The organism is uncultured Ruminococcus sp. (assembly GCF_947301925.1).
GTDB lineage: Bacteria > Bacillota > Clostridia > Oscillospirales > Ruminococcaceae > Ruminococcus.
The window spans coordinates 72761-99315 of record NZ_CAMYUE010000003.1 but is presented as its reverse complement, the minus strand read 5'-3'; the positions used below and the strand labels follow the sequence as shown (position 1 = coordinate 99315).

Below are 26555 nucleotides of genomic sequence, written 5' to 3'. Positions count from 1 at the left end.
TATCGTCCAATATTCTTATTCATTCTTGGATTTCAGACTGTCCACCATCGATATTTTGAATACTCTGCGAACACTGATAAACTTTGATACCTCATATGTCAACAGTATTATAATAAAGCCTAACAGTACATTGCGCGAATAAAGCTTTACAGGTATAACAGCATTCATACTTTCTCCCAAGATATCAAACAGCTTCTTGATAAGATACTTTATTATAGGAACTGACAGCAGATATGCTGCGATAACAATAAAGATATTATATCTTATCATCAGGGAAATGATCTTTTTATTATGATATCCGAGAACTTTCATCATCGAGATATTGTTCTTGTTCTCTTCAACAGATATTGTGATAATGATATTTATGACCACAACACCAATTATGAAAGCGATAACACTTACAATATTTATCAACGACTTGAATGTCTTGGTATACTCTTTATAGCCCTTTTGCTGATCGTCCGCATCAAGAACATTGAGTATTTTTTCCTTTTCGATATTTAGCTTGTCATTGGATATAAGACTTATATAGCTTCCCTCGGGATATTCGTTAAGCTCATTGAACTGGTCAATTGGCATATATATGTAATAGTTATAGTCTTCTGCTATCTTATCAATCGTGACCTCTATTTCTTTACCTGTAAGCTTGTTTTCTGCATAAATGAGATCGCCTTCTTTTATGTTAAGCTTTTCAGCTATACCGCTCGATATGACCGTGCGATTGAGCTTGATCCTCTTACCTCCCTTATCCTTGAACTTGACAAGTTTTGCTTTTTCATCGATACCAAAAATAGTAATAGTCACTTCTTTGCCGTAATCATCTTCAACAGCGAATTTTGAAAAGTTCTGTCTCTCGCCCTTTTCAGGCTGATCGACCTGTATAGAGTTGAAGTAATAATTGTACTGATTGACATATGTCCCCTTCATACTCTCATACATATAGTTTACCGAATCATTGGCAGTAAAGCCGAAAAGAAGCAGCAGAGAAGCAAATAATATGCTTACAAAAACGATCATACAGCGCTTAATATTACGCAGGACTTCCCTTAGCGTGAACTTCAGATCAAAGCTCATATTCTTGAACTTCAGCAGCTTCTCCAATATACCTATTTTTTTCTCCTTTGACACATTCCTCATAAGATTGACAGGCGTCATCTTCAATGCGGAAAGAATTACAAACAGCGTCACAGGGATCATAAATATATACGGAAGGATGAGACTGATCAGCAGATACTTTGGATCGACCTTACTGAGTACGCCCGGCATACTGTATTTATTCTCAAATACCATGCCGATGACAGTCTTTGAGAACGGTATACCAAGTATGGTGCCTATCAGACCGCCCAGAAGAGAGATACATATAGGAAATGCAAGGTATTCACCGACTATCTTGCGCTTATTGTAACCTATTGCAAACAGCGTACCGATCATCGTATATTCAGTCCTGATTATCCTCCACAGGAATACCGCTACAAGGAGGCAGCATATGATAAGGATAACTGTCGGCACCAGTCCGGAGCACTGAATAAATGTGGTAATATCACCGTCAATGGTGGTAATCCTGACATTATCCTCTGCAAGGCGGTAATCAAGGACGATATTATCCGAATTAAGATCAGCTTTTATCTCATCAAGCACATCTTCATCAGTATCGTCATTCCTTCTAAGCATATAGTAATCATAACCGTCTTTTATCTTTGCAATATCTTCCTTGGACATTATTGCGATGCCGAAGGTCTTGTGATTGACTACCATATCACTGTCGGTCTTGAGCATGAACAGATAATCAGGTTCAGCCATAAAGCCTTTGACCTTGAATTTCTTTGAATACAGAGTTATCTCGTCACCTGCCGAAAGCTTATGAGCATCGGCATAAAGCTTATCAACCAGTATCTCTCCTGATTTTGAGATATCCTCTCCCGAAATCACCTCATACTTATTGATTTTATCAGTAGCTTCAAGTACCCTTACTGTGTCTCCGTCTTTTTCATAATTCGCAATCCTTCTTTTTTCGATAACGACATCATATTTTGATTCAAGAGCGCTAATCTTTTTTTCGCTGAGAGGTTCCTGCAAGGTGAAATTAGCATCCTCCTGACAGCATCTTGATCTGAATTTCTTTATCTCCTTATCGAGATTGCTCGCTGAAACATTAAATGAAGTGTAAAGCATCGAACCAAGCAATACAAGGATAACTACGCCGATATATACAAGTTTATTATCAAAAATAGTTCTTAACACTTTACGATGAAGAACCGGTATAAAATGAGGGATATTTCTTACCATTCTATCATCTCCACACTCTTAGGGTTCTCGTTGATACGTTCCTCGGCGATCATACCGTTTTTGATGGTTATGACCTTATGAGCCATTTCAGCGATAACGGGGTTATGCGTGATAATGATGACATTGGTTCTCTGCTGCTCATTAAGTCTTTTGAGCACCTTCATGACCTGGATCGACATTTCAACATCAAGCGCTCCGGTCGGTTCATCACACAACAGCATTCTCGGCTTCTTCACTATAGCTCTCGCAATAGAAACACGCTGCTGCTGACCGCCGCTGAGCTCCTTGGGAAAACGATCTTTCATCTGCCACATATCTACAGCCTCAAGTGCGTTCATTATTTCACGGAAATTTCTTCTTCTCTTGAGTATTTTGTTCTCATTGGGATTACCCGTAAGATTTGCGGCCACCTCAACATTCTCATATACTGTCAAGTTAGGGATAAGATTATAGAACTGAAACACAAAGCCGACTTTTTTCATTCTGTAGTTGGTGAGCTGTGTGGAATTCATCATGCTGATGTCTTCGCTGTCAACATTGATAACTCCGTTATCACAGTAGTCAATACCGCCAAGAATGTTCATCAATGTGGATTTTCCTGAGCCTGAAGGACCGAGAATAACAGTTATCTTTCCGTCATCTATAGTCAAGGAGATATCTTTTAAGGCAAGATATGGAAGATCGCCCGTAAAATAAGTCTTTTCGATATTTCTGATGTAAATGAAAGGCTTACCGCCTGACTGTCTCTGATTATAATTCTGTTCTGTACTGTCATGACGACCTATCTGATTCCTGTCAGGATAATTCATCGGGTTCGGTGTGTAATAATATGATGCCATTTTTTCCTCCTTAATTGAATATGCTGCTGTTATACGGCTCCCGTGAGCTCAGAATACTTCACAGCATCGTCCGTGGTTTATAATTTTTATGGAGAACCGCAGCCTGCTGAAAGCACTGCAGTTTCCATAAAACATATTATATGATCGTTTGCTTTATCTATTGCTTCATTTTATGTCAAGTTCATTTTTAAGATCAGAGTATATTGATTTAAGGAATTCATTCGGAACATTTATAAGATATTCAAGAATAACCTGGAGATCAGAATGCATTTTTCTGACATCATCCTTATTCAGGAACTTCTGCTTATATGTTGTCATAAGAGCAACCTGGTCACTTGTGGGGAAAATATCGAATCTGAGCGGATATCCAAGTCTGAGGCAGCACTCATCAGAGAACACGCTTTCCCTTGATACCTGCTTTTCCGCCTCAGAAAGAGTTACTACATTCTGATAGATTATATAGCAGTCAAATATCCTCTCATCGCATTTATATCCCGACCACTGCGCTATATCTGATATAGGGATATTCTCAAACTTTCTCGTGCTGCTCTGGTTGTTCATTATCTCCTTGCACCATGATACAAGCTTGACATCATCTGGAATATTCACTCTTAACGGTATTATATTAAGATTGGTGCCGACTATGGATTCAACACCCTTTAGCTGTGCAGGTCTTCCGCTTACAAGGTTTCCGTAGCAGATCTCCTTTTTGCCAGAATACAGTGCAAGCAGCAGCGAATATGCAGCCTGGAAAACAATATTCGGAGTCAGGCCGTTTTTCTTCGCAAACATCTCTATAGCATTCTTCAGCATACCGTCGATGAATGTACTGTATCTGAGATATCCTTCCCCGTCATAAGTCTGTCCGTGCTTATATTCCTTTATGATCTCAAACTTTTTGTATCCTGACATATATCCCGTCCAGAATTTCTCTGCAGCGTCCATATCCTGAGAATTTACCCAGCGTATGAAATCTCTGTATGAACGATGTTCAGGGTAAGAGACCATTTCTGCTCCGCCGGATACAGAATTGTATACCATAAATACCTCTTCCATTATCGTTCTCAGTGACCAGCCGTCTATACAGAGGTAGCTATTGGTCATAATAAGCATATACTGCCCTTTTACATACTCTACCACACAGAGTCTGAAAGGACACGGTCTGTCGAGCTCAAGTCCCCTTCTCTCATCCTCAAGCAGATATTCCTTAACATGAATATGCTGATCTTCGGGACGAACTTCTGTCAGATCAATATATCTGAACGGAAGATTTGTTGATCTGTGAACTACCTGTAATACCTTTCCCGGCTCGGGACACCAGAATGATGTCCTCATTATTGGAGTCTTTGACGCTACATACTGGAAAGCCTTATTGAATTCATCGATATCAAGTGCTTCGGAATGAGTCATTACCTTCTGCATTACGAATTCGCCATACTCAGGCTCATTCGTGACTTTTTTGTACATATACATCTGGAACGGACTCAGAGGATATGCGTCCTCGATCTCATCCTCAAAATAAGCAGTGATCTTTTCCTTCTCTTCAGGCGTCACCATAGACCATGGCTCGGCGATTATATCCTCGTCTTCATTTCCATCGGAAATCACAGCTATCTTTGCAAGTTCCTCTATGGTGGGGTTCTGGAACACATCACTTGGAGTAATCTTTATACCTGCATTATTTATTCTTGAAACAGATCTGATACACAGAATTGAATCGCCGCCCATTTCAAAGAAATTGTTCCTGATGCCAACTTTTTCGATGCCAAGTATCTCAGCCCATACCTGAGCGATCTTTTTCTCGATAGGAGTCGAAGGAGCTACATAGCTGTCATCGTCAAGCAGCTTGATGGTAGAAGGATCAGGAAGCTTACTTTGATCGAGCTTTCCGTTCGAGTTTACAGGGAACTCTGATACGACCACAAAAAATGAGGGTATCATATACTCCGGAAGCTGAGATTTGAGCAGTTTAGTTATCTGCGGTACCAGCTGTCTTACTCTGTTAGACTCCTCAGGAGCATTTGCACAGGTACGGATATCGTTCACGGTTGAATTACCTGCCGTGATCACCTCATCAAGATTGTGTTCACTGCCCATAAACAATGCGTCATAACACTTTCTGTCGTTTTCCGATATGAGACAGATGCATTTCATATCCTTATCCTTCGCAACCTTTATGAGGATATTAGGGTCAATGGAATTCTTGCTGCTTATGCTGATCTCCTGCTTCAATACGCTTATCGGAACGTTATCATCCATTCCTTCAGCTAATTCGGATATGAGCACATCATCATCGATCCTGCTGTTGAAAATTCCCTTTACAATAAGAATATCCTCTTCACAATTATCGAGTTCTTCCCTTATCATCTCCAATGGAAGGCTGAATGAACTGATATCCCTGACTAAAGGCTTTTTTGTAGGTTCTGTGTTTGAGAGAATCACATCATACCTGAACTTTGACATCTCATTCAGATATGAGCCTCTTTTCAGCAGCACTACAGCATTTTTAAGCCCTTCTATACTATCGGCAGCGTATCTGAAAAATGCCGGGCTTATATTGAGTTCCTCTTCCTTCTCGATAATTCTCTGTACTCTTTCCTTATATACAATCACCGGAGTAGATGAATGCATTTTGAACAGCTCTACAGAATGGTGGAAATCCGACAGCAATTCATTATTTCTTACATCACCGATGAAAATATGACCGTTTTCGCTCAGCAAGCCAGAAAGCTTGTTGATAACATCATACAGATAATGAACGCTCGGGAAATACTGGACAACCGAATTGATAACGATCATATCAAATTTCTTGTTTTCAAAAGCAGAAATATCATCAGCAGAACATTTATGAAGTTCAAAATCACATATTCCGTCTTTTCTTCCCTCAGCACATCTTCGGATATAATCAAGAGAATTCTGAGATATGTCTGTGCCGACATATTCCGAGCAGTCATCCGCCAGACGGAAGAAAAGCAGGCCTGTTCCGCATCCTATCTCAAGTATCCTGTCATGCTTTACGCTTTTTATGGTGCTGACCGTTTCATCTGCCCATTCGATCATATTTTCAAGCGGGAACGGCTCATTGGTATAGCTGCTGTTCCAGCTTATGAAATTGTAAAGGGGGTTATCCGACTGCTCCTTTTCATAAGCCATATCAAATACATTTTTCCACTGATCGACCTGTGACTCGTCCAGAGCTTCATTACTCTGTGAAAGCTCTTCTGTTCTTGGCTTGATATATGCCACCAGTCTCTGACCGATCGACGCCGAACCTTCAAGATGGCTCTGATTAATTCTTATATCCTTTACAACAACAACAGCGTCCTGAACATCCTCATGAGCTGCTATACACTTCTCAATCTCGCCAAGCTCAATTCTGAAGCCCTTGATCTTGACCTGATTGTCACATCTTCCGATAAAAGCGATGTTTCCGTCGGGAAGGTATTTAACTATATCTCCAGTCCTGTAAAGCAGATCGCCCTGCTTGCCAAATATATCGGGAACAAATTTTTCCTTTGTGAGCTCCTCACGATTATGATAGCCCTTGCTGAGACAGATACCGCCTATATAGAGCTCTCCGTGAACACCTATAGGTACGGGATTCATATTGTTATCAAGTATGTATAGCCTGCAGTTTGATATCGGCTTGCCAATGGGAACAATTTCATTGCTACAATCGCGGGGACAATGCCAGTAAGTCACGTCTACCGCCGCTTCTGTAGGACCATAGAAATTATGAAGCTCAGCTTTATCAAATAGCCTGTAAAATCTCTGCTGGAGCTCAAAGGGAAGCGCCTCACCGCTGCATATCACCTTCTCAAGACTTCTGCACTTGTTCCTGTCAAGGCTCTCAAGGAAAACGCGGAGCATAGAAGGAACAAAATGCATTATCGTTACCTTTTCTCTCTCTATAAGATCCATAAGATAGATGTTGTCCTTATGGCCCTCGGGCTTGGCCTCAATAAGTTCAGCACCCGTAATAAGCGGAAGGAAGAACTCCCATACCGAAACGTCAAAGCTGTACGGAGTTTTCTGAAGTATCCTGTCCTCACTGGTAACGCCAAGGTATTCCTTCATCCAGAGAATACGGTTAGTAATTGCCTTGTGAGTATTTACCGAGCCCTTGGGCTTGCCTGTAGAACCTGATGTATAGATCATATAAGCAGGACTTTCGGGAGTAAGTACTACATCTTCGATATCCTCCCCCGGCATGGTTTCTACGGCAGCTAATCCGCTGTCAAGAGAGATACATCTGCTGTCGTCAATACCAAGCATACTGCGGTGCTTATCTACTGTTACCATAAATGCAAAATCCGAATCATCTATCATGTATAACAGACGATCCTCGGGAAGTGTTGGATCAAGTGATACATATGCATTGCCCGATTTGATTATAGCAGTCAGGGCAATCACCATTTCAAGCGACCGCTCCAGGCATACTCCTATAAGGTTTTCGGTACCGCTTACCTTGGATCTGATGTATCTTGCAAGCTGATTTGCCCGTTTGTTCAATTCAGCATAAGTCAGCGTTTTTCCCTCAAAGCGTACCGCTGTTTTATCCCCATACTTCTGCACGGCTTCCTCTATCAGCTTGTGCAGATAAGGAGAACGTCCGAAATCATGCTGTGTATCATTCCAGTCATGCATTATAAGCTGCTTTTCACTATCGTTTATTATCTCATAATCTGTAACTTTCTGTTCGGGATCAGCTACTATCTCTTCAAGTAATTTAAGATAGTTCTTTATCATCCTCAATATCGTAGAACGTTCAAAGATAGTGCTATTATATTCCATTACACATTCCATTACGGAATTACAGTCGATTATCGAGAGCCACAGATCAAATTTACACGTTCCGTTGTGAAAATCAATAGGCTCAAGTGTTATATCTCCGGCTTTTACCTCGGGAAATGGTGTGTTCTGGAGAACGAACATGACCTGGAAAAGCGGATTGACGCTCATATCACGCTCCAGCTTGAGCTCGTCAACTATCTTCTCGAATGGCATTTCCTGATTTTCAAATGCGTTGAGGATGTTTTCCTTCAAAGCATACATAAAATCAGTAAACCTCATATCCTCACTAAGCTTACCGCGGATAACAACTGTATTCGAGAAGAATCCGGCTATTTTCTCAAACTCTCTCTTTGTCCTGTTTGCGATAGGCGTCCCGACAAGAATGTCCTTCTGGTTTGTATACCTGTACATCATCAGCTGGAATACGCTCATAAGAAACATATACAGTGTAACATCATATCTTGCCGTAAGATCATTGATCTTTTTCATAAGCTCGTCAGGGATGGTAAACTTCTCAAGTCCGCCCTGGAAATTCTCAATGGCCATTCTCTGATGATCGGTAGGAAGCTCAATAACTGTTGGAGCATCCTTCAGCTGTTCGCTCCAGAACTCCATCTGCTTCCTGAGTACCTCTCCTGTAAAGTACTTGTTCTGCCAGCAGGCAAAATCAGCATACTGGAATTCAGGAGTCTCGAGAGCAACAGGCCTGTTGTTCACGATCATATCGTATATCCTGCATAATTCGGTAAGGTACATGGATATTGTCCATGTATCGGCAATGATATGATGAACGCTTATAAGTGCCCTGTTCTCATTGTCATTCTCTTTCCACACATTAACTCTTATAAGAGGGCCATTCTCAAGATCGAAGGGACGAAGACTTTCCCGGCGCATTTTCTCATTTATGTATTCCCTGCGGTCAGCTTCGCTCATATCGTCAAGTGCTTCATAACCGACACTGACGTGTAATTTGGGAATAACTACCTGTACAGTATAGGTATCATAATCCTTGAAAACTGTTCTGAGAATATCATACCTCTCAACAAGAACATTTATCGCCTTTTCAAAAGCATCAATATCAAGTTTTCCGACTATCTTTATCGCCATGGGTATATTATAAGCTATACATCCGGGGATCAGCTTATTTATGAACCACATCCTGTTCTGCTGAAATGTCAATGGGACCATTTCATTTTCAGATCTGTGCTTTAAAACCTTATTTTCTTGTAATACAGCCATTTTACCGCTTCTGTACTGGCTTAAAAGCTGCTTCTTTTTTTCCATCAGATCCATATTTTGCATTTCCTCCTGTTTTTAATAATATATTCATTTAGAGCTGTGCTATCATTAATTATCATCATATATCACATGATTCTGATATCTTTACATAAACGAAAAATCCGAGTCCATACCGTTTATTATCTTTTCGAGCTCTTCATCGATAAACTCAGCCTGCTGTGCGACAGTAGGCATTTTTATAAATGTGCTTATCTGTATATCAATGGGGTATTTCTGCTGTATACGGTTAAGGATCTGTGTGCCAATGATAGAATTACCGCCCAGCTCCATGAAGTTATCGTTAACTCCGACATTTCTGATACCCAGATGATCGCTCCAAATTGCGCAGAGTTCCTGCTCTATCTCACTTTCCGGAGCAACATATTCTGTAAACAGATCAGGTCTTTCATATAATGTCTTTCCTGTATTTTGAACACTATCAGCAGGTATGCTGCCGGTCTCTGTACTGTTTTCAAACAGTTTAACAGGTGCAGATCCGGACTCAGCAGCCTCATACCAGAACAGCTTTCTGTCGAACTGATATAACGGCAGTCTTATATTCCTGCCGTGCTTTCTGTTCTTATAATAGGCGCTCCAATTAATGTTGTATCCTTCATTCCACTTTTCAATTAGTTTTTCAATATCTGTATTTTCATCCGGCTGATAATATGTACACTCAGAAAACTCTTTTACCTCGATATTCTGAAGACCGGAACGTAATTCTTTAATGTCACCCGCTTTTATACAAGTCCTGTATCTGTATTGTGAGCGTGATACCTGAGTTGTATACGCAATATCCGCCACGTTAAGTCCGGGATCAAGATCTATAGCCCGGATATACTGCTCCCTTAAAGCCATTAATGAATCCTGTGAATCAGCTGAAAGAAGAACATATGCGTTATCCTGAACTTCTGCTTTCGTATCAATCGGAGGGGCTTCCGTAAAAATAATATGTATGTTATTTCCATATTCGCTCACTTGATTTAAGCACATACAGCCTGTATCATTTTCGACAGTTTCAGCCATATCGTTAATGTAAAAAGCTCCGTCATATGGAAATCCGTCAAAAGGAACCGTGTATTCTGCCTGTGGGAAAAGAATGCGGTTTCTCAGCATAAGGACAAGCTTGCCCATAGCAGCTATACCCGAAGCCTCACCTGCATATCCCGTATTGGCACTTACTGAACCGAGACAGCACGATGATCCTGCTGCACCTTCCTCAGTGAGCACTTCGGATAAACATTTAATCTCCTCAAGATCCCTCGCCATAATTCCTGTACCTGTTATCTCGGCGTAGGATATATCTGCTGGAGAAACATCTGCTGCTCTGTATGCATCATGTATAAGTTTTTTCCTGTCTTCTCTGTCTGATGCATATCCGCAGGAATAGCCTTTTATCACAGCTAATACATTATCATTATTTTCCAAAGCGTCATCAAGCCGCTTCAACAGAAACATTCCCGCGCCAGAAGCAGGTACAAGACCGTCGCAATCATTTCCGAACACATTGTTCTTTCCTGTTCTCGAGAGAGGACCGCCCTCGTGATACACATATCCTGCTTCCTGCGGTACGCATACGGATGCTCCGCCGACCATTGCAGCGCTGCATTTACCGCTGATTATTGAATCACAGGCAAGGCAGACACATTGCAGAAAGCTTGTGCTGCCGTTAAGTACAGACATACTCTCACCGCGCAGTCCGAATATCTTTGAGATCATTGACGAAATAACATTTCTGTCATTCCGATCCAGAAGCTCAATATGGCTGTGCCTGCCTAAAGCCTCGGCATTATTCAGCAAATTGTTCAATAAATAACTGCTCAATGAAGCAGTTGTAAACACACTGATATTTCTCTGAACATCCCCTGAAGCAGACCAGCCTGCACTTTCAAGACACTCCCACGCACATTCAAGCATGATCCTTATCTGAGGATCCAGTATTGCTGCACCTTCACTGTCTATTCCAAATGCTTCTGCATCAAATAGTTTTATATCACCCAGCATTGATCTATACGGAACATATGCAGGACTCTGATCGAATACATTCGGAGCCTTGATCCTTGTTTTAAGAACCTTTCTGCCGCATAATGCATCAAACAGCTCATTTGCCGTGCTTATTCCGCTAAATCTGTATGCTTCGCCTATCACTGCGATATCTGTCGTACTCATAGATCCACCTCTCATAGTTTTGGACTTAGTATTGCCATTCGGGATCACCTGATCCAGAATTCATCCTTTGCAAATCTGTATACAGGTAAAGCCAGTCTTCTGTATGTACTTTGTTCGCCGAACAGGCCTCTAAGATCAAGCTTTACTCCGTTTACCCAAAGATTCGCTATTTTATCCAGCTCGCGCTCTTTGATAAGTATCCTCGTCAATTCCTCTCCAACTTTTCCGGTTGTGATATCCTTCAAATCCATTTTTGCTTTATTAACATTTCCTGTATGGATACTTTCATTCTTGCTGCCCGTTAGATAATCCTCAAGACGCTCAATGATCTGTTCTGAGGAGACTGCTGTAAACGCCAGCCTCTCCTGCATATCCTCACGTCCCGATACGAGAGTGAACGCAATATCGGATAACCTGTCCTTATTGGCAGAACTTCTTATATATTCGCGGAGATCCTCCGCTCTTTCCCTGAGTCTGTCTGCATTTTTAGCTGACAAGACAATGAGCTGCTCGGCCGCTTCTTCAGCAGGGGCATCAGTATCGTCTACATATTCTTCAACTACCATATGTGCATTTGAGCCGCCAAAGCCGAATGAACTGATACCCGCGATACGCTTAATCCTGTTACCGTCCTTATCAACAGGCTCCCATGAAACATTTTCATTTATAAGATAAAAGGGTGTACCGTCCAGATCAATATTGCTGTTAAGCTCCTCAAAGCTGATGTTTGCAGGTATCATCCCATGCTTCATGGAAAGCAGCACCTTAAACAAGCCTGCCATTCCAGCAGCTGATTCAAGATGTCCGATATTAGTCTTGACAGCGCCTATTCCACACTGCTTTGTCTCCGGCATTTCCTTCCCTGCATCACTGTACATCTGAGCAAATGCTTTTTTTAGTCCGTTTATCTCGATCGGATCACCCAGGGGAGTAGCAGTACCATGAGCTTCTATATATGAAACATTTTCAAAATCTATGTTACTCCTGCTCCATGCCCTTCTGATAAGATCAGCCTGAGCTCTTGGATTCGGAGCTGTAAGCGAGCTTGCTCTTCCTCCGTGATTAACGCATATATTCTTTATAACGCCGTAAATATGATCGCCGTCTTCAACAGCCTTTGAAAGAGGCTTGAGTATGACCGTGCCAACACCTTCTCCTCTGACATATCCGGCTGCCTTTTTATCAAAAGTACGAGCCTTTCCGTCCACTGACAGCATTCCCGACTTGGAGAATGAAAGATAAGCCACAGGACTGATGATGATGTTTACTGCGCTTACAATAGCCGAGCTGCATTCATGTCTCTGAATAGCGTTAACAGCATGATATACAGCAGTCAGCGAGCTTGAACAGGCTGTATCTACGATCTCGCTTACACCGTGCGTGTTAAGGAAATACGATATCCTGTTAGGAAGCATTATATGAGCATTTCCGGTAGTAGTCTGTGCCTGAACATCCTTCTGCTTGTCGCCTATCAGATATGAATAGTCCATTGAAGAAATAGCAGTGAATACTCCCGTATCTGTACCTGAAAACTCAGAGGCCTTATGTCCGGAATCCTCTATTGCCTTCCATACGTCCTCCATAACCATACGATGCTGAGGATCAAGATACTCGGCCTCTCTGGGCGAGATGTTGAAGAAATTGGCATCAAAGCTCCTGATATTCTTCATAAATCCGCCCCATTTGGATTTCGTCTTATTTATCTCCGTATACGGATCTCCGTAAAATTCCTTCCAGTCCCATCTGTCAGCAGGGATTTCGGTTATCATGCTCTCATTATTTGAAAGCCTGTTCCAGAACTCATCAAGGTCATCACACTGAGGCATTACACCGCTTATACCGACAATAGCGACCTCATCATCGTCATAATCGCTTATACTGAGCTTCTTTACGGCATTCCTTTTTTCGTTCAAATCAGAAAGACTGCTCACACTTTTTGAGCCTTCGCCTTGCTCACCTGTAAACTTCCTGATCTGCTCCGGATATTCGGATATGAGATATTCCACAAACCCTTCCAGATTATAGAATTCATATATGGCAGTAGGCTTAATATCGGTATCAAGATCGGTATTGATCCTCTCTACGAGCTTATAGATATGCATTGATTCAAAGCCGTAATCGCTTATGTTCAGATCAGGATCCAGCTCACTCTCATCCACCTCGATGATCTCCGCAACAACAGAAGACAGATACTTGTATATCCTTTGCTTTGAAGCATCGGAAAACTCTGCTATCGGTAACGGGCTGAGTTCACTCCCCTTTTCCACACAGTTGAGTTCATCACTGACAGTATCAACGCTGCATCGGATCTTCTTAAAGCAATACAGCGGAAGATCTGCAATATGGTACTCACTGCTGTCATAGAACCTGCTGAAATCAGTAATATATTCTTTTACATATTCATCCGATATCTTCTTCAGCTGCTCAGTTCTTGCATTCTTTTCTAAAGCAATCATGGATACAGAAAAGGCTGAATTCTTCTTCTTTCTTACATTACAGAAGCTTCCTCCGAAAGAGTCCGTTTTACTGACATCAGCCGATGAATACGACCTGATAGCAGATATCAGCTCTTCCGCAGATGAAGCGATAAAAGCACATCTGTACTTATAATGACTTTTTCTTACCGCAAGTGTATATGATATATCATCAAGGGATACGTTCTTGTTCCCGTCCAGGAAAGTGCAGAACTCTTCCAGGTAGTTCTTTAAAGCTTCTTTTGATTTTGCGGAGAAAACAAATACATTTACTCTGTTTTCGTTATTAGGTGATTTATACTGAGGCTCCCATTCTTCCAGCACCATATGTACGTTTGAACCGCTGTATGCATATGCATTGATAGCAGCGATCCTCTTTTTGCCATCAGCAACATTCCAGTTCCCGTGCTCCTTTGAAATGAAAAAGGGAGTCTTTTCCAGCTCAATGAGCTTATTGACATTATCACAGTTGATCGAGGGAACAAGCTCCTTGTTTTTCAGGCACAGAACAGTTTTTATAAAGCTGGCAGCCCCTGCTGAATTAATTGTGTTTCCAATGTTTCCCTTTACCGATCCGATAGGGCAGTATTGACGCTTTTCAGTATGCTCCCTGAAAACTGATGTAAGTCCCTGCACTTCAAGAGCATCTCCCATAACTGTACCTGAACCATGAGCTTCAACATAGGAAATATCACCAGGGTTGACCTTATATCTGTTATAGACCTGCTTCTGAAGACGTTTTTGTGCATTGACACTCGGAGCAGTCAGCCCGTTGGTCCTGCCGTCATAGTTTATACCGGAAGCAGATATGACAGCATATATCCTGTCATTATCCTCTATAGCCTTATCCAGCTTTTTGAGCACTACAAGGCCTACTCCGTCTCCGAAAAAACTTCCCTTGGCATCCTCATCAAATGGGCAGCATTTGCCTTCCTCAGCAGACATTCCAACGCCTGTAAGAGAGCTTATGAGGCTTTCTGTATTCATGACCAGTATACCACCTGCGAGAGCCATGTCACACTCGCTCAATGTCAGGCTCTCAGCCGCAAGATGAATTGCTGTCAGCGCTGATGTACAGGTCGTATTCACTGAAACAGAAGGACCGTTCATGTTAAGGAAATATGATATGCGGCCAGGAAGGATAGCTTCGTCATTTCCTGAAAAGATACTGATATCTTCCTGCTCTTCTACCGTTTCATCTATCAGGTTGAAGTAATCACCGCGTCTGCATCCTAAAAAGACACCGCAATCGGATCCGCTGAGCATAGCATCCGAATATCCTGCATCTTCAAGGGCATGATATGCTTCTTCGAGAAATATCCTCTGCTGATTGTCTGTAAGGCAAGCTTCCTTATGGCTGAAACCAAAGAAATCGTGATCAAATGAGTCGATATCACCAATTACTGAACCGCAATAATTCTTTTCTTTTCCCCATCTCTCAATTCTTTTTACAGAATTTTTGCCTTTACAGAGATTATCCCAGAATTCGCCCACATTATCGGCGTCTGCAAATCTGCATGACATTCCGATAACAGCGATCTTATCGATCACTCCGTCAAAACTTTTAATTGGCATTGTTTTATCCGCTTTCTTGTCAGCAGCGGATAATTGAGCTTCAGCAATGCCTGAGAGAGAATTGAGTTTCTCAAGCTCAGCCACTGCGCATTCCGTAGAGATCGTTTTAGCCTTTACCTTTTTTAGTATCTCTTTTCTCTGAAAAGAAATATCATTCATAATTTCTTTCCTCCATAAACTTCTCTGCCTGATCAAGTGAGATACTTCCTTCAGAAAGCATCGTAACAATCCTGCTTATACCGTCTTTTTCACGCTTGCGTTCAATGTCCGCGATCTCATTTATTCTGCTGTCGCTTATAGTGTTTCTGACTACTATCTTACCGATATTCTCCCTGTGGCTGATAAATTCATATGCCTTAATGACATCGCTGAAATCGAACTGCTTGCCAACTGTAGGACGTATCCTGCCCTCTGCAAGAGTCTCATTGACCTGTTTCAGGTATTTGCTAACAATATCAGCGTCCGACAGCATTATTCGTCTGAGGTCAATGCTCACAAACATCTGATTGTGTGTGAACTTAGACAGATCCAGCTTGGCTGAATTCTTCAGGCCAGTCATTGCAAGTTCGACATAGCGTCCTCCCGGTGCAAGTATATCCATACCCTTTTGTATAGCGTCACCCGAGAGAGTATTTATCACTATATCGACTCCTTTATTATCTGTCATTCTGAGTATTTCCTGCTTGAAATCATGAGTCGAATAGTTGATAAGGTGCTTTACCCCCATACCTGCAAGATATTCCAGCTTGGCCTGAGAACCTGCGGTAGCATACACGTCGAGTCCCTTTGCAAGTGCGTATTGAACAGCTATGAGACCCGTACCGCCTGCCGCGCTCTGTATCAGTATCTTCTCGTTTTCCCTAATCTTTATACTTTCAAAGATATGATGCACTGTCATAAACACAACAGGGAAAGCACAGGCTTCTTCAAAGCTGACATTTCCCGGCTTGTGGGTCAGCGCATTGGCTGTTACAGTAATGATACCGCTCTGCGCACCCATTCTATTGTCAGTAAGGCCTATTACCTCGTCACCTATGTTATATCCTGTAACTCCGGGACCAATCTTAACAATAACGCCCGAAAACTCAAATCCCGGAATAAAAGGATAATCCGGCATAGTGGGATAAAGTCCCTGAACGCACAGAAGATCACCGAAATTCAACGAAAATGCTTTGACAATAATCTGGACCTCACCACGCTCCGGTGTTTTGGGAGTTATATTGCAGATCTCGATATCACTTATATCTCCGCTCTTTCTCAATACAACAGCCTTGAATTCAGACTCCTCATCAATAACATTATCCAGAGCTGACCCACCGGCATTATCTTTGCACTTATCATTCTCTATAACTGAGTAGTTTTCAAGCAGATATTCCGAAAGTTTTCTTATATTTCCTGTTTCAAAGAGCACAGTTGTTTTCAGATTGACATTGAATTCCTTATTTATAGCATTGATATACTTAACGCCTGAAATGGAATCAATTCCCATCTCGGCAAATTCCTCTTCAATATCTATATCTTCTTCCTGCATAAAAAGCTCTTTTACCGTACAGGCAATGACTCTGTTCTCAACATCATCATAGCTTCCGAGAGACGAAACATCTGATTTGTCATTATCAGTAAATTGATTATTTACCTTTATATCTTCCGCTTTTATAAATATGTCCATAACACTGCTGTCGGCCTTAATACCGACAAGCTGGTCGTCATCGGACACCATAAGATATCTCAGAGCAGGAAGTATATCTTCTGAATCTATGGAATAAAGACCCTTACCCATTATAGATTCTTTATATTCAGCACCCGAGACTTTACCGAATGAGCCGAAGTATCCCCAGTTGATATGCTTAACGACCGTATTTCCGCATCTGTTGAAATACTCGGATACATAATCCTGGAAAAGACTTGCAGCAGCATAGTTGCTCTGGCCTTCAGTAAGAGCATATGTCTGTATAGATGAATATGTTATAACAAAACCAGCTCCGGCCTTTATCATCAGCTGTATGAATGAAGTAGTGCCTCGAGCCTTTACTCTGATGACATCTTTCAGTTCCTCCTCAGTCATATTCTCGATCATATGATCTCTGAGTACAAATGCAGAGAAAACAGCGCCATCTATCCTTCCGTATCTTCCGGTCACATCAGAAATGACCGCTTCCATTCTTTCATTATCGGTAACATCGGCGGTTATATATTCGACTTTTCCGCCGTATTCCTCTATTTTGGAAAGAATGCTCCTTTTTTCGTCATTAAGCTCACTTCTTCCGATAAGTATCAGATTCGCCTGATACTTTTCAGCAAGCTGCTTTGCTGTCTCGGAGCCGACTCCTCCAAGACCTCCTGCTATGACGTATGTTCCATTCTTAATAAAAACATCTTCGCTTTCAGTCTTTTCACAGCTTTCAAGCTCGTATGTATAAAATCGGTTGTCTCTTTCAGCCACGATGCGCGAATAGGAATCAAAACGCATATCCGAATAAACTTTTTCCGCAAGCTCCTTTATATGACTGCTGCGGTCAGCTGAAATCAGATCTGCATCAAGAACACTTATCCCGTAGTCGAGATACTCTTTTTTGGCAGAGCCAAGAAAACCGTATACAGACGAATAATAAGGAAATACATGATCATTGTCTGATAATGCTGACTGATTTGCAGTAACGATATTGAGCTTAACTTTTCTGTTCGCTTTACCGCCAAGGATACCGAAAAGTCTGTATACTGATATGACGCCCTTTTCGTCAGATTCTTCAAGCACAGACAGACGATCCACTTCACTGTCTTCAGCCTCTGTTCCGGTCATGAAGAATATCTCCTCGACATCATCAAGAGCTCCAAGCTTGCCGAAGCATTCTTTATCATTGAAAACTATACGGCAATTTTCCCTGTATCCGGCGATCTCATCAGCGAAGTCCTTCATATCCTCCGTGCATATGATGACGGTACCGTTATAGTTCTTGTCATCATTCCTGTATTTATCAAGATCGATTTCTTTCCATTTTTTTACGAGATATGCTATATCCGGTTCTGCTCCCGATGCCATGTTTTTGGTGGAGAATTTTTTGATATATGCACAGAGTTTTTCATTTTCATCGTAAATATATACATCGAACCTGTTCTTACTTGTCACACGGACATATGCCTGTCCTTTTTTGGGCAATCTGTCATACAGTTCTATCCTCTTTATACCATAAGGCACATAAATATCTCCGCTTTTTCCGCCATGAGCACAGGCCATTGCTCCAATTGTCTGTAAAGCACTGTCAAAAACAGAATGACTTATCAGTACGTCATCTGAAGATGTTACCTCAAAAGAACCGATAGCTTCGCTCTCATTGCATACAACATTTTTAAGTCCACGGAATGATCGGCCGTATTCAATATTAACCGAAGAATAATAATCATATATCTCATCACACTCCGCCTTATTATGTAATCTCTGTCTGACAGCCGAAAGATCGGGATAGGCGGCAGCTTCCGAATCAGCTCTGCTTATCAGAGCTTTTGTATAAAGCGTTTCGTCCACATCATCGGAGAGAGCCTTAAATAAAAGGCCGTCATTTTCCTTGCTGATCTTTATTTTTATGCTTCTGTCCTCATCAGCAGTGAGCATATTGATCCAGTAAAAATCCTCAACAGTAATCCTCTCGGAGCCGAGCAGTTCCTCTGCCAGTCCTGCAAATAATTCAGCATATTCAGCAGCAGGCATTACAAAATGGCCGTTTACTCTGTGATCTCTTATATACGGATCATCTTTGCTGATATCCTTTATCAGCAAAAGCGAATTATCATCACATGAACTGATATGTATACGGTCATACGGATAAGCGCTCTTTTTACAGTCGGTTTTATCCAGCCAGTATCTTCTCTTTTCAAAAGGATAAACAGGTAAACTTACAGGAGAACATCCTTCCCCGTAGAATTCCTTTATCAGTTTGTCAGAAACGCTACCGTTTACGATATAATCCGTAACGATCTTTTTTAATGTATCGCTTTCACAGCTGTCCAATCGGCCTGCTTCTGACATTTCTCTGGTATCACCGAGCTTTATAAGAGAGCCGATCTTTTCACACAGTTCTTCCTTGCTGCCTGCAATGATCGCAAGTCTCTTTGAATAACTTTTTCTGTAATTGAGAAGAGTATATGATATAGCATCAAGCTCTGAATTGTCGTTTCTCTCAAGAAAGTCCTTCATATTCAATAGGAGTTCTTTTAAAACCTTGTCCTTTTTTGCAGAGAAAACGAAAGGAAGCTCTTTCCGGCCACACTTATATTCAGCCGCAGGAGACGTATATTCCTCAAAAACCATGTGACAGTTTATACCGCTGAGGCCGAACGAATTGATAGCGCATCTGCGAGGAGCCTTGCTGTCCCAGCTGACAGCTTCCCTGACCACCTTGAAAGGAGTCCTGCTCAGATCGAAATGCTCATTTTCCTTGTTAAGATTTATTGACGGAACAAGCATTTTATGCTTGAGGCAAAGCATGAGCTTAACCACGCCCGCAGCTCCCGAGGCTGCAAGAGTATGTCCTATATTCGACTTCAATGCTCCGATATAGCAAAACTGCTTTTTATCTGTATATCCTGCAAAGGCGTTTTTCATCGCTGATATTTCTATCGGATCGCCAAGCTTTGTGCCCGTTCCGTGACATTCGATATATGAGAATTCAGAAGGATCTATATCGTATCTCTCATATACCTCCTTTTCCAGCGCGGTCTGAGAAGGACTGCCCGGAGCGGTAATTCCATTTGTAGCACCGTCATAATTTACCGCCGAGCCCTTTATGACTGCATAGATATTATCTTTATCCTCTATAGCTTTATCCAGCTTCTTCAGGATTACAACCGCCGCACCTTCAGCGGGAACGAATCCGTCGGCATCATTGTCAAAGGTCCTGCATCTGCCGCTGTTTGAAAGCATACCCATTTTATTGGAGATATAATGGGTATCGGGAGTTGAGATAACATTCACTCCTCCTGCTATAGCAACAGTACATTCATCATTTCTGAGACTCTGACACGCCTGATGGATAGCTACCAGTGAAGAAGAACAAGCAGTATCTATGGTCATATTGGGTCCGTTAAGATCAAGATTATAGGCAAGCCTTGCGGAAATAAATGAATTTCCCAATCCTCCCATTCTTGTCTGTATCTTATAATCTCCGCCCATGGCACCTACAAAAATACCGCAGTTTCTTTTATCGAGCCTGTCATTTGCATAGCCTGCATCTTCCAGTGCGTGCCACGCTTCCTGCATGAATACTCTTTCCTGAGGATCCATATTTAACGCATCCAGAGGAAGTATGTTAAAAAAAGAGGCGTCAAATTTGTCGATGTGTTCAACCACACCCATCTTATCGCAAGCAGATGAACAGCTGTCATCCTTGATATCTTCGTATTCTGCTCCCCAACGTTCAAGAGGGACATCCGAGATGCAATCTTTTCCATTTACAAGATTGTCCCAGAGCTCATCAACATTTTCCGCATCGGGAAGTAACGAAGATATGCCTATAACAGCAATATCATTGACCGGATAAGAAGAATTTGACGCCTTCGTATCTATTCTGTTGTTATCTGAGATATTTTTTAATAATTCAACAGCATTCTGAGGGGTTATTTCGCCTCTGCTGACCTTTAAATATATCTCTCGCTTTCTCTTCTCGAAAGCATGGCTTTCCCCATGAATACTAATAGACATATTGTATATCCCCCTAAACAATATTTCCAAGCTTTTCCGCCATGCTCCTGAGTTTGTTTACCTTTACGGTAATGACCCTATGATCTAAACTCTTCAATTCAAATATCTGTGAGCACAGATGCAAAGCTTTATCTACAGTATCAGTTATGGTTTCAATATTGGTAAATCTAAGCTGGATCAGTTCGTTTATATAATCAACTGCTTGACTGTATTCCTTTATGTTACTGTTATTATTTTTGCAGTTTGTAGCTTCTTTAACACATAGATTGATAAAATTGCTCATATCAGCAAAACTGTTTCTGCACATTTCCTTTATATGATCGCGTTCGCCCGCAACTGCAAATGAGAAAACAGGTATATGACCATTGCCGTTTTCCCTTATGAGTGTGGAAACAACAGACGACGGACCGATATCGATCATCGCATCAACATCAGTATCAGCGATATACCTTAATGCCTCATTCCATCTTACACGGCTGCAAACCTGAAGGCTAAGCAATTCCGGTACCTCCGCCTCGGAACGATAAGGCCTTGCGGTAAAGTCTGATATGACACTGAATTCCGGAGGATTCAGCTTACAGGAGCTGAGCTTTTCATAAAGCGCCTCTCTTACACTCGTCATCATTGAACAGTGGAACGGAGGACTCATCAGAAGAGGTGTAGTATTTCCGTTAAACTTCATTACCTCTTTTTCAAGTTCCATCAGAACGCTCTGATGCCCCGAAACAGCAAACTGTTTATCCGAATTAACACAGCTTATCTCAGCAAAGGATTCATCATCCGATAAGCTGGCACACAGTTTCTCAAGCTGTTCCTTGCTGAAGTTATCAACTATGGTCATTGCGCCCCGCTGACTGTCGGCTACCGATTTTGCAAGATCTGCCCTGAGCTTCACTATCCTCAGCGCATCCTCAAAGGATAAAACACCCGCGGCAGCCAGAGCGGAAAACTCTCCGATACTGTGGCCTGCACATATATCAGGAAATACACCTGTTTCTGATATCCATACCTTATATGAAGCATAAGAGGTAGTCAGTATTGACAGTGTCATTATATCGGGAAGGTTGAGCTCGCTTATTCTTCCTTCAAAGCATTTTCCCGCCAAATCAAAGCCCAGAACCTCATTTGCCTCATCAAACACTTTTCTGGCTACAGGGAATTGGTCATATAGGTCCTTTCCCATTCCGCGAAAATGTGAGCCCTGTCCCGGAAATAACATAGCTATTCTTTTCATTATTTTTCTCCCGGGACAGTTCAGACAGTTTTTCTCTCTACGAAAGCACAGATCTTATTTATCGTTTCAAAGTTTGAAAGATCCAGCTCATCATTCTCTATCTGGATAGAAAATTCATTCTCAAGAAACATAATAAGCTGCATAGAAAAGAGTGAATTCACCATGCCGCTCTCAAAAATGTTTGTATCATCATTACAATCGTCCATTTTCACGAATCTTGAGATAAATCCTCTTACTTTCTCGTTAACATTCACTTTGATCACCTTTTACCTTTCTTGTAGCAAATAATAAATTATATTTTTACTAAGAAACGGAACAGGCAAGGAGCAGAATAAAATATGTCATGACCTTTTAATCATCCTATTCCTTTATATCCCCCGCACTTAGTTAAATCATCTGAAAGCATCGATTAAACGGAATATATCATATTCGATAATACCTTCAATTCTTTCATACGACGGAAAACAAACTGAATACCAATATCTTCCGTCAAGCTTTTTATTAAAAAAAGCATTTTCACTTCCTGCCTTTCCGCTATCCTTCAAGCAGATACTGTCACCCGTCAGATCAAAGGAAAAGGAGTCAAACGGACGATGCAGGCCATCTCCTGTTTTTTTGACATAGCTCTCTTTCAGAGTCCAGATCCTGTAAAACAAATCTGCCTGCATATTCTGAGGCAAGGCATTGATCATTTCTATCTCCGATGGTGCAAACACGTTGTACACCTCCGGAAGCTCCTCTTTGCTGATTTTCTCCACGTCTATGCCCATATCAGAATCTCCCACAGCACAGGCAACATAATCTCCCGAATGAGAGATATTGAACTTCAGTTTGCTTCCGGTCAGATAAGGCTTTCCGTATTTATCGGCACCGAACCTTATCTCTGACGCGTTTGTACCATATATCACACTCAGCATATGCCTGAGAAGAAGCTCCGCAGTAAGCGACCTTATCTTGTCCTCATCACGAAGAAACTTGCATATCCTGTTTTTTCTCTCCTCCGCAACAAAAGCTGTTAAGTATTTAACATTGTCAAAGCAACCGATAGCAGAGACATTCGCTATTCCGTGATATATCATATCTATCCTATTACTCCTGCCCTTCACATTTATTAAGAACAGAGCCATTTTTTAAACGCAAAATTCCCAAATATAACTGATTTGTAGTTCCGTCATAAATAATACTACCAGTTTATACTTTGATTTATTATAACACATAACAACGTATTTTTCAATAATGATTTTGGTTTTTTTCTGCCCATTAGCTTAATTCATCAAATAACACATTTTTTTATCAACACTTCAGCACTCGTTGTATACAACACACAAATTTAGCACATTATTATACCACCTGTCTAATTTTTCTGTCTCACATTATCATTTACTCCTATTCAGAACCACTAATCAATAAAAAATGTGTGTAAAAGGTTGAAAAAATTTTTTTAATATATTATAATAAATATACTAAAAACTGTTCCACAGTTCATAATCAATATCGGCTGCACCGATAAAAAACGAGGTTAGATCAATGAACGAATACACTTTTACAATAGTTATTCCCGCCCATAACGAAGAGAAATACATAGCAAAATGTATAAAAGCTATACGCCGTGCCGAAAAATATGTTCCCAACGATCGCGTCCAGATACTTGTAGTACTTAACAGATGCACTGACAAAACAGAAAAAATCTCCAGAAAGTACGGAGCTGATGTTATATTCAATGAAGACAAATGTCTGAGCAAAATAAGAAATGATGGCGTAAAGGCTGCCAAAGGACGTTTCATCGTTACTATTGACGCTGACAGTTTGATGCCTTACAATGCTCTGATAAAGATAAAGTCCATGCTCGGAAGCAACGAATACATAGGCGGCGGAGCTCGTCCAAAGTTTGACCGTATGTCACTTGGTATCCTTATTACCGAGATTTATATAATATTCAAGCTGCTTCCTATCATCCGTAAAAGCGGCGGTATCCTTTCTGCTACCATGTTCTGGTTCAAAAAGGAGGATTTTGAAACTATAGGCGGTTTCAACGAAGAGCTTGTCAGCGTTGAGGACGCGGATTTTGCAAAACGTCTGAAGGCTCTCGGAGATGTAAAGGGCATGAAATACGGTGTTATAAAAAAGCCGTCCGTAGTCACTTCCAGCCGAAAATTCGATGAATTCGGTGATTGGTATCTTCTGAAGAACCTGAAGCTCACAAATGCGATCTTCACTGGCCATAATAAAAAAGCTGCCAATCAATTCTATTATGACGTTCGCTGAAGACTGATATAACTATCGTGCTCCAAAACAGGAACACGATAGTTATGAATAAACTGTAAACTTTGATAGATAACAATGGACTTGATCTTTTTTCAGTGATATAATTAATGACGGTATAATACGGGCTCGTAGCTCAGTTGGGAGAGCGCTGCGTTCGCAACGCAGAGGCCGAGGGTTCGATCCCCTTCGGGTCCACCATATTAGCACCCAAATTTTGATACAATTGAAGTTTGGGTGCATTATTCTGCCTAAACGCAGATAATACGCATTTTTTGAGGGCAATCGGGAACGGTAGGTTTTGAGATAGAGAGCTATGAGAGCCTTATATAGTATAAAACAGGGCGAAAATACAGAAATAACCCTCAAAAGTCAACGATAGCAAGAGTAACCGTTGACTTTTGTAACGAAGCTCTGAAAAGGCTGTATGGAATGACAAAAACGCCTAATTGGATCACCGAGGCCACTGGTGATGGTACAATTGAACAGAAGTTTTATCTCACGAATGCGGGAAGTAACAAGTATGAAATCCGTATACTGCAAAGTGACGGCGGTTATGTCAATGGGAACTGTAATTCGACTGTAACAAGCGGTGTTGCCTTGACACGAGGGGAAACTGTGGAAGGAGATGAAGCACGTTTTTATTTCTATAAAACAGGTGACTATTATTATATTGCCAGTGCGTCAAATCCGAATGCAGTCGTTTCAGCACCGGGAAAAGACCTTGGACAGCTGCTATTTACAAATTATGAGGAAAGCAACAACAACAACCAGCTCTGGCAGTTAATACCAATAAGCAGCCCTCCGTCAGATCCCGGACATGATCCTGTCATCAGTCCGGATTTTGAAAAAGGGATCGATATTTCATTGCTCCAAAGTGATATCAATTGGCAGAGTGTTGCAAATGGCGGTGTTACCTTTGCGATCATTCCTGCAGCAACAACGAATATAGGCAATGCAGAGTACATGAACGATCTCTGTTTTGAACGGAATTATCTCAGCGCAAAAGCGGCCGGGCTGAAGGTGGGTACATATATGTACTCTTCCGCAAACACAAAAAAAGAAATAGAATCTAACGTGAACGATCTATTGAAAACTCTGGGAGACAAGCACTTTGATTTACCGGTTTACATTGATGTAGAACAGGCAACCAGACAAACCGATCTGGGAAAAGCTGCATTCACCGAAGTGCTTTCTTATGGGTGCAGTCTGATCCGAGAGGCAGGCTATCAGCCTGGTGTCTATGCAAATCTGTTTTGGTTAAGGAACTATATCGATGCAGATACGCTAAGAAACCAGGGTATCAACATTTGGATGGCAGTTTGGCCTTATGGGGATAAAATCTGCGATCCTGCGGATCATGACTATTCCGACTTCTGTAATATCTGGCAATACAGCAATCATGGCAGCATTTCAGGTATCAGCAGTCAAGTGAACGTTGACGTATTATACCTGAAATCCGACAGTGTCGCAGGCGATATCAATGCAGACGGAGAATTCAGCGTTGCTGACGTTCTGCTGCTCCAAAAATGGCTGCTTGCTGTTCCTGACACACAGCTTGCCGATTGGAAGGCCGGAGACCTCATTAAGGATGGACAGCTTGATGTATTTGACCTGTGTCTCATGAAGAGAATGCTGATCGACAAATAGTTTAGTCTATCTGAACACGCAAAAACCTTCCGCAGACTTGTACGGCTGTGAGGAACATTTCCGTTCGCCGACAGGCATTGCAATGACGATCATTCTTCCCCGACAGAAAGCATCACTTCAAGTTTCTCATTCATACGACAAAAAGACCGCATAACGCTTTGTTAAGCGGTCTTTTTCAAGGCAGGAATCATGTATACATTCTATTAATAAAGTCTCTGCATATAACATGAGAAATCCGCACCTTTCAGGTTTTTGCCTGTATTGGCATTATATACGACAGCAAAACAGCTTGTCGGTAC

Annotated in this window: 11 protein-coding genes and 1 tRNA gene; 3 read left to right on the top strand and 9 right to left on the bottom strand. The window is 41.5% G+C overall.

All coding sequences use genetic code 11. The annotated features are described in order from the left end of the window. Window positions 1-15: 15 nt before the first annotated feature. The 9 genes from Q0Y65_RS06105 to Q0Y65_RS06065 all read right to left on the bottom strand — a co-directional run bounded on the left by Q0Y65_RS06105 (window position 16) and on the right by Q0Y65_RS06065 (window position 23261). Entirely contained in the window at window positions 16-2286 is a 2271-nt protein-coding gene (locus Q0Y65_RS06105; RefSeq protein ID WP_297958214.1) for an ABC transporter permease, read from the bottom strand. After that, the gene (locus tag Q0Y65_RS06100) at window positions 2280-3125 is read right to left on the bottom strand and encodes an ABC transporter ATP-binding protein (protein ID WP_297958213.1); all 846 of its coding nucleotides are present in this window, start codon (window positions 3123-3125) and stop codon (window positions 2280-2282) included. The genes Q0Y65_RS06105 and Q0Y65_RS06100 overlap by 7 nt, the downstream gene beginning before the upstream one ends. A 165-nt stretch (window positions 3126-3290) precedes the next feature. Then, complete coding sequence (locus Q0Y65_RS06095; protein WP_297958211.1) at window positions 3291-9212, bottom strand: non-ribosomal peptide synthetase; 5922 nt, start codon at window positions 9210-9212, stop codon at window positions 3291-3293. A 90-nt stretch (window positions 9213-9302) separates the two neighbouring features. Continuing rightward, entirely contained in the window at window positions 9303-11366 is a 2064-nt protein-coding gene (locus Q0Y65_RS06090) for a beta-ketoacyl synthase N-terminal-like domain-containing protein (protein ID WP_297958209.1), read from the bottom strand. A 44-nt stretch (window positions 11367-11410) separates the two neighbouring features. After that, the gene (locus tag Q0Y65_RS06085) at window positions 11411-15574 is read right to left on the bottom strand and encodes a beta-ketoacyl synthase N-terminal-like domain-containing protein (RefSeq protein WP_297958208.1); all 4164 of its coding nucleotides are present in this window, start codon (window positions 15572-15574) and stop codon (window positions 11411-11413) included. Next, the gene (locus tag Q0Y65_RS06080) at window positions 15567-21110 is read right to left on the bottom strand and encodes an SDR family NAD(P)-dependent oxidoreductase (protein WP_297958206.1); all 5544 of its coding nucleotides are present in this window, start codon (window positions 21108-21110) and stop codon (window positions 15567-15569) included. The genes Q0Y65_RS06085 and Q0Y65_RS06080 overlap by 8 nt, the downstream gene beginning before the upstream one ends. Before the next feature lie 13 nt (window positions 21111-21123). Next, complete coding sequence (locus tag Q0Y65_RS06075; protein ID WP_297958204.1) at window positions 21124-22344, bottom strand: ACP S-malonyltransferase; 1221 nt, start codon at window positions 22342-22344, stop codon at window positions 21124-21126. A 20-nt stretch (window positions 22345-22364) separates the two neighbouring features. After that, complete coding sequence (locus tag Q0Y65_RS06070) at window positions 22365-22598, bottom strand: acyl carrier protein (protein ID WP_297958202.1); 234 nt, start codon at window positions 22596-22598, stop codon at window positions 22365-22367. Window positions 22599-22736: 138 nt separating this feature from the next. Beyond that, on the bottom strand, window positions 22737-23261 hold the full coding sequence (locus tag Q0Y65_RS06065) for a 4'-phosphopantetheinyl transferase superfamily protein (protein ID WP_297958201.1): 525 nt from the start codon (window positions 23259-23261) through the stop codon (window positions 22737-22739). Window positions 23262-23871: 610 nt separating this feature from the next. Between Q0Y65_RS06065 and Q0Y65_RS06060 the strand changes: the two genes are divergently transcribed. The 3 genes from Q0Y65_RS06060 to Q0Y65_RS06050 all read left to right on the top strand — a co-directional run bounded on the left by Q0Y65_RS06060 (window position 23872) and on the right by Q0Y65_RS06050 (window position 26256). Continuing rightward, window positions 23872-24609 (top strand): glycosyltransferase, encoded by a 738-nt coding sequence (locus Q0Y65_RS06060; protein WP_297958199.1) that lies wholly within the window; start codon window positions 23872-23874, stop codon window positions 24607-24609. Between the two features lie 122 nt (window positions 24610-24731). After that, window positions 24732-24807: transfer RNA gene (locus Q0Y65_RS06055), tRNA-Ala, on the top strand. A 231-nt stretch (window positions 24808-25038) separates the two neighbouring features. Then, window positions 25039-26256: a GH25 family lysozyme gene (locus Q0Y65_RS06050; protein WP_297958198.1), complete on the top strand. Its 1218-nt coding sequence runs from the start codon at window positions 25039-25041 to the stop codon at window positions 26254-26256. Window positions 26257-26555 lie beyond the last annotated feature (299 nt).

Excerpts from the sequence above, each read along its gene's own strand:
- Q0Y65_RS06095 (WP_297958211.1), bottom strand. The coding sequence starts at position 9,212 with ATGGATCTGATGGAAAAAAAGAAGCAGCTTTTAAGCCAGTACAGAAGC.
- Q0Y65_RS06075 (WP_297958204.1), bottom strand. The coding sequence starts at position 22,344 with ATGAAAAGAATAGCTATGTTATTTCCGGGACAGGGCTCACATTTTCGC.
- Q0Y65_RS06085 (WP_297958208.1), bottom strand. The coding sequence starts at position 15,574 with ATGAATGATATTTCTTTTCAGAGAAAAGAGATACTAAAAAAGGTAAAG.
- Q0Y65_RS06065 (WP_297958201.1), bottom strand. The coding sequence starts at position 23,261 with ATGCTGAGTGTGATATATGGTACAAACGCGTCAGAGATAAGGTTCGGT.
- Q0Y65_RS06080 (WP_297958206.1), bottom strand. The coding sequence starts at position 21,110 with ATGTCTATTAGTATTCATGGGGAAAGCCATGCTTTCGAGAAGAGAAAG.
- Q0Y65_RS06105 (WP_297958214.1), bottom strand. The coding sequence starts at position 2,286 with ATGGTAAGAAATATCCCTCATTTTATACCGGTTCTTCATCGTAAAGTG.
- Q0Y65_RS06050 (WP_297958198.1), top strand. The coding sequence starts at position 25,039 with ATGACAAAAACGCCTAATTGGATCACCGAGGCCACTGGTGATGGTACA.
- Q0Y65_RS06100 (WP_297958213.1), bottom strand. The coding sequence starts at position 3,125 with ATGGCATCATATTATTACACACCGAACCCGATGAATTATCCTGACAGG.
- Q0Y65_RS06090 (WP_297958209.1), bottom strand. The coding sequence starts at position 11,366 with ATGAGTACGACAGATATCGCAGTGATAGGCGAAGCATACAGATTTAGC.
- Q0Y65_RS06060 (WP_297958199.1), top strand. The coding sequence starts at position 23,872 with ATGAACGAATACACTTTTACAATAGTTATTCCCGCCCATAACGAAGAG.